Genomic DNA, 5,663 nt, shown 5'->3' on the forward strand with positions numbered 1-5,663 from the left:
CACCCGCTCCTCCTGCCCCCGAGCCGTCCCCCGCCATGCCGTCCCTTCCTCCTCCCTGCTCCGCCCGCGCCGCCGGGCTCCTCGCGGCGCTCGCGCTGGTGCTCACCAGCGCCACGCCCGCGTTCGCCCTGCCGGGTGGAGGCAAGACGCCCCGCGCCATCGTGGAGGCGGACTCCGACCTGCCCCCGCCGGTGACGGGGGTGGACGTGGTGGAGCACCTGGGAGAGCCGCTCCCCCTGGAGACCCGATTCCTGGACTCCACCGGGGAAGAGGTGCGGCTGGGCACGCTGCTGTCCAAGACGCGCCCCACCCTGCTCACGCTCGTCTATTACGAGTGCCCCATGCTCTGTAACCTCGTCATCAACGAGCAGGTCCGCGTGATGCGCGAGCTGGGCCTGGAGCTGGGCAAGGACTACGAGGCCGTCACCGTCAGCATCGACCCCAAGGACACCCCGGCGCAGAGCACGGAGCGCAGGCGCAAGTATCTCCAGTCCATGGGCAAGCCGGAGACGGCTCCGTGGCACTTCCTCACCGGCACCGACGAGAACATCCACAAGCTCGCTGATGCCGTGGGCTTCAAGTACACGTATGAACCGAGCACGAAGCAGTACGCCCACCCCGCGGTGGTCACCGTGCTCACCCCGGAGGGGAGCATCTCCCGCTACCTCTACGGCACGTCGTTCGACCGCAAGGACGTGAAGCTTTCGCTGCTGGAAGCAGCGGGCGGTCGGGTCGGGACGAGCGTCGATCGCATCGTCATGTCCTGTTTCAAGTATGACACCGCCACGCGGCGGTACGGTTTCTACATCTTCGGGTTCATCCGCCTGGGCTCCCTGGCTGTCTTCGGCGCCCTGGCCACGATGCTGATCTATTTCTGGAGGCGCGAGCTGAAGAAAGGCGCGACTACATGAGCGACCTGGCCAACCAATTCCTGTTCCTCCCGGAGCGCGCGTCCACGTTCGCGGAACGGGTCGACTTCCTGCACTACTTCGTCGTCGGCACGACGATGGTGATGTCCGCGGGCGTCGGCCTCGCGGCGCTCTTCATGTTCTTCCGCTACCGCCGGCGGGAGACCCACCAGCACACGGAATATGTGGTGCCGGACCTGAAGACGGAGTTCCTCTTCGTCTCCGTCCCGCTGGTGTTCTTCCTGGCGTGGTTCGCCATCGGGTTCCGGGACTTCACCTGGTACACCACTCCGCCCAAGGACTCGATGGATGTCTACGTCATGGGCAAGCAGTGGATGTGGAAGTTCTCCTACCCGGAGGGCCCCAACGGCGTGAACGTGCTGCACGTGCCGGCCAACCGCCCGGTGCGCCTGCTCATCACGTCCCGCGACGTCATCCACTCCTTCTACGTCCCGTCCTTCCGCATCAAGATGGACGCGGTGCCGGGCCGCTACACGCAGGCCTGGTTCGAGGCGACGAAGCCCGGCACGTACCAGGTGCTCTGCACCGAGTACTGCGGCCTGTCGCACTCGAAGATGCTGGCGGAGGTCGTCGTGCTCGCGCCGGAGGACTACGAGAACTGGCTGAAGGAGCAGCAGCGTGGCCGCCTGCAGGACCGGCAGGACGCGCTGGCGGACACGTCGCTCGTGCCGCCCGTCGCCCGCATGGCCGAGCAGGGCCAGAAGCTGGTGGGCACGCAGGGCTGCCTCAAGTGCCACTCGGTGGACGGCTCCAAGCACATCGGCCCCACCTTCCTGGGCATGTACGAGCGCGAGGAGAAGCTCGACGATGGCCAGAGCATCCGCGTGGATGAAGCCTACATCACCCAGTCGATGATGGACCCGGGCGCGCACATCGTCGCCGGCTACCAGAACGTGATGCCGACCTACCAGGGCAAGCTGCAGGGCCCCGAGTCGGCCGCCATCGTCGAGTACATCAAGACGCTGCGCACCGCGAACGTGCGCGAGACCGCTTCCGAGGGCCCCGCCTATGACCCCATCCAGTAGCATCGCCGCGCCGGGGGCCGTCCCCGGCCATGAGGCGCACGACGACCACGGCCACCACCCGAGCTACCTGACGGACGGCACCACGGTGAAGTCGTGGCTGCTGACGGTGGACCACAAGCGCATCGGCATCATGTACATGGCGTGGATCCTGCTCTTCTTCCTGGTGGGCGGCATCTTCGCGCTGCTCATCCGGATCGAGCTGCTCACGCCCGGCCCGACCATCATGGACGCGATGACGTACAACCGCGTCTTCACGCTGCATGGCGTGGTCATGATCTTCCTGTTCATGATCCCCGCCATCCCGGGCATCTTCGGCAACTTCATGCTGCCGCTGATGCTGGGCGCCAAGGACGTGGCCTTCCCCCGGCTGAACCTGCTGTCGCTCTACGTGTACCTGGCGGGCGCGGGCTTCGCGCTCTGGGGCATGCTCAACGGCGGCCTGGACACCGGCTGGACGTTCTACACGCCGTACAGCGCGCACACGACGACCACGGTGGCGCCGGTGCTCTTCGGCGCGTTCATCATCGGGTTCAGCTCCATCCTCACGGGCATGAACTTCATCGTCACCACGCACACCATGCGCGCGCCGGGCATCACCTGGTTCAAGATGCCGCTGATGGTGTGGGCGCTCTACGCCACCAGCTGCATCCAGGTGCTGGCGACGCCGGTGATTGGCCTGCTGCTGCTGCTGGTGACGGCGGAGAACCTGTTCAGCCTGGGCATGTTCGACGTGGCCCGCGGCGGTGACCCGGTGCTCTTCCAGCACCTGTTCTGGTTCTACAGCCACCCGGCCGTGTACATCATGGTGCTGCCGGCGTTCGGCGTGATGAGCGAGATCGTCTCCACGTTCAGCCGCAAGAACATCTTCGGCTACCGCGCGGTGGCGTACTCCAGCGTGGGCATCGCGTTCGTGGGCTTCTTCGCCTGGGGCCACCACATGTTCGTGTCCGGCCAGTCCACCTTCAACGCCGGCGTGTTCGGCGTGCTGTCGATGCTGGTGGGCGTGTTCACGGCCATCAAGGTCTTCAACTGGGTGGGCACCGTCTACAAGGGCGCGGTGGAGTTCAGCACCCCGTTCGCCTACTTCTGCGGCTTCCTGTTCTTCACCGTGTTCGGCGGCATGACGGGCATCGCGGTGGCGACGGTGTCGCTGGACGTGGCGTGGCACGACACCTACTTCGTCGTGGCGCACTTCCACTTCATCATGGTGGGCGCGACGATCATGGCCTTCCTGGCCGCGCTCCACTACTGGTTCCCGAAGATGTTCGGGAAGATGTACCACGAGGGGTGGGGCCTGGTTTCCGCGGCCCTCATCATCCTGGGCTTCAACGCGACGTTCATCCCCCAGTTCCTCGTGGGCAACGCGGGCATGCCGCGCCGCTACTACGAGTACCCGGAGCGCTTCCAGGCGCTGAACGTGGCGTCCACGGCCGGTGCGTCGCTGCTCGCGTTCGGCTTCATCATCATCGCCATCTACCTGACCTACGCGCTCATCTACGGCGAGCGCGTGGACAACCCGTGGAACAGCAAGGGCTACGAGTGGCTGACCCACTCCCCTCCGCCCACGCACAACTTCATCGGGCCCCAGCCGACGTATCCCGAGGAGCCGCACTTCTACGTGGATCCGAAGAAGGCCGAGGGCGAGGTGTCGGATGTCTAGCGCTCACGTGACGCCGGGCTCGGTGCCCGGTCCCAAGCTGGCTGCCCACTTCGCGTCGCTGGAGGTCCAGAAGCACGCGGCGCGGTTGGGCATGTGGCTGTTCCTCGCCACGGAAATCCTGCTCTTCGCGGGTCTGTTCGCGTGCTACGCGGCCTACCGATTCCTGTTCCCGGAAGCGTGGGCGGCGGCCAGCCGCAGCCTGGACCTGACGATGGGCACCATCAACACGGTGGTGCTCATCACCTCCTCGTTCACCGCCGCCATGGCGGTGCACTACGCCAAGGAGGGGAAGAACGCGATGGTGGGGCACATGAACGTGCTCACCCTCCTGATGGCGGTGGGCTTCCTCGTCATCAAGTTCTTCGAGTACAAGCACAAGTTCCACATCGGGACGCTGCCGGGCCGCTACTACTTCTACGAAGGCATCCAGCTGCCGGGCGCGCCGCTGTACTTCACCGTGTACTTCGCCTCCACGGCGCTGCACGCCCTGCACGTCGTCATCGGCATGACGGTGCTGGCGTTCGCCACGGTGCGCGCGTACCGCGTCGGGGACTTCAACGCGAACAACTACACGCAGGTCGAGCTGGGCTCCATGTACTGGCACCTCGTCGACCTGGTGTGGATCTTCCTCTTCCCGATGCTGTACCTGGTCTGAGGGTTACGACATGGCCATCGCCAACGAATCGCGTCAGGAAGAGCACAACATGCAGGAGCACCACGGCGCCGGGCGCTACGTGGTCATCTGGATTGCCCTGCTCGTGCTGACGCTCGTCACCGTTTTCACCGGCCGCATGCACCTGCCTGACTTCGGTCTGGTGCTCGCGCTCATCATCGCCAGCGTGAAGGGCACGCTGGTGGCGCTGTACTTCATGCACCTGTCGGAGCATCAGGGCGCCAACCGCCTGGTGTTCGGCGTGTCCATCCTGTTCGTGGTGCTGCTCATCGGCTTCTCGCTGATGGACCTGGGCACCCGCTTCCGTCTGGCCAACCCGCCGGGGTCGCAGTACAGCGACCTGCAGGCGGTGGACATCGGAGCGAACCCGACGGAAGGCCGCACGGGTGGCCACCAGCAGCTCCAGAAGCAGAACCACGAGACGCACGAGTAGCCCGCGTCCCTCGCGGTCCCCTGAAGCACGAACGCGGCGCCCGGGATTCTTCCCTGGCGCCGCGTCGCTTTTGGCGGGCTGGGCTACCGGACTACAGGGCGACGGTCAGGTTGAAGGAGAGCGCCGTGTCGGTGGACACCTTGCCCGGGGGCGGGGCGCTGTCGGACTTCACGAGGAAGCCCACGCCCAGGGCCAGCGCGTCGGTGAGGTTCGCCATCACCTGCGTCTGGCTGCTGAAGAGGATGCGCGAGTCGGAGATGACGCTGACCAGAATCTCCGCGTCCTCCTGGAAGGTGATGTCCTTGGAGAGGCCGTAGCGGAACATGGCGCCGAAGCGCGGGCCGCCCAGGTCCACGTCGCCCAGGTCCACGCGTGTCGGGTAGTACTGGAAGCGCAGTTCGCGCGCGTAGCGGAAGGCGAAGTCGGTGCGCAGGATGGCCTCGTTCGTGCCGGTCTTCGTGTCCTTCTTGGTGTCGAACCAGAGGATGCCGGCACCGGCTTCACCGTAGGGCCGCGCCTCGATGCTCTTGATGTGGTCCGTGTCCGCGCCGGCCAGCAGGTAGCCGCTGATCTCCTGCGTGAAGCGGCGGTCCCCACGCAGCTCGACGCCGGCGTTGAGGGCCACCACCTGGGACAGGGACTCCACCTCCCCTTCCACCTCGGGCGGGCGGCTGCGGCCGTACGCGCCGTAGGCCTTCACGGAGTAGATCCAGTTCTCCGTCTTGCGCAGCGCGCTGGCCAGGCCGCTCACGGTCAGCGTGGACGCGTTGCCGGTGAGGGAGATGAGGCTCAGGCCCACGCTGACGTCCCAGGTGCTGGGCTTCGCGGGGGCTGGCGCGGCGGCGGCCTCGGGGGCAGGCGCGGGAGGCGGGGCGATGGGCCCGCGCGCGGTCACCTCGGCCAGCTTCTCGATGGCCTCGGCGAGCCGGGCGCTGGCCTCGGC

Annotated in this window: 6 protein-coding genes; 5 read left to right on the top strand and 1 reads right to left on the bottom strand. The window is 66.5% G+C overall.

Features of this window, described 5'->3' with window-relative positions:
• Positions 1-35 precede the first annotated feature (35 nt).
• Genes D7W82_RS37970 through D7W82_RS37990 form a run of 5 tightly spaced genes read left to right on the top strand, consistent with a single transcriptional unit; the run spans position 36 to position 4,720 of the window.
• Positions 36-911: an SCO family protein gene (locus tag D7W82_RS37970; protein WP_120622937.1), complete on the top strand. Its 876-nt coding sequence runs from the start codon at positions 36-38 to the stop codon at positions 909-911.
• The gene (coxB, locus tag D7W82_RS37975; protein ID WP_120622938.1) at positions 908-1,954 is read left to right on the top strand and encodes a cytochrome c oxidase subunit II; all 1,047 of its coding nucleotides are present in this window, start codon (positions 908-910) and stop codon (positions 1,952-1,954) included. The genes D7W82_RS37970 and coxB overlap by 4 nt, the downstream gene beginning before the upstream one ends.
• Positions 1,938-3,614, top strand: a complete 1,677-nt coding sequence (locus D7W82_RS37980) for a cytochrome c oxidase subunit I (protein ID WP_120622939.1) — start codon at positions 1,938-1,940, stop codon at positions 3,612-3,614. The genes coxB and D7W82_RS37980 overlap by 17 nt, the downstream gene beginning before the upstream one ends.
• Positions 3,607-4,269, top strand: coding sequence for a cytochrome c oxidase subunit 3 family protein (locus tag D7W82_RS37985; RefSeq protein WP_120622940.1), 663 nt, complete (start codon positions 3,607-3,609; stop codon positions 4,267-4,269). The genes D7W82_RS37980 and D7W82_RS37985 overlap by 8 nt, the downstream gene beginning before the upstream one ends.
• Positions 4,270-4,279: 10 nt before the next feature.
• Positions 4,280-4,720, top strand: a complete 441-nt coding sequence (locus D7W82_RS37990; protein WP_120622941.1) for a cytochrome C oxidase subunit IV family protein — start codon at positions 4,280-4,282, stop codon at positions 4,718-4,720.
• A 91-nt stretch (positions 4,721-4,811) separates the two neighbouring features.
• Here D7W82_RS37990 and D7W82_RS37995 read toward each other — a convergent pair.
• On the bottom strand, positions 4,812-5,663 hold an 852-nt coding region (locus D7W82_RS37995), incomplete at its 5' end, for a DUF481 domain-containing protein (RefSeq protein WP_233588186.1).

Origin of the sequence: Corallococcus sp. CA049B (assembly GCF_003611685.1) — a bacterium.
GTDB lineage: Bacteria > Myxococcota > Myxococcia > Myxococcales > Myxococcaceae > Corallococcus > Corallococcus coralloides.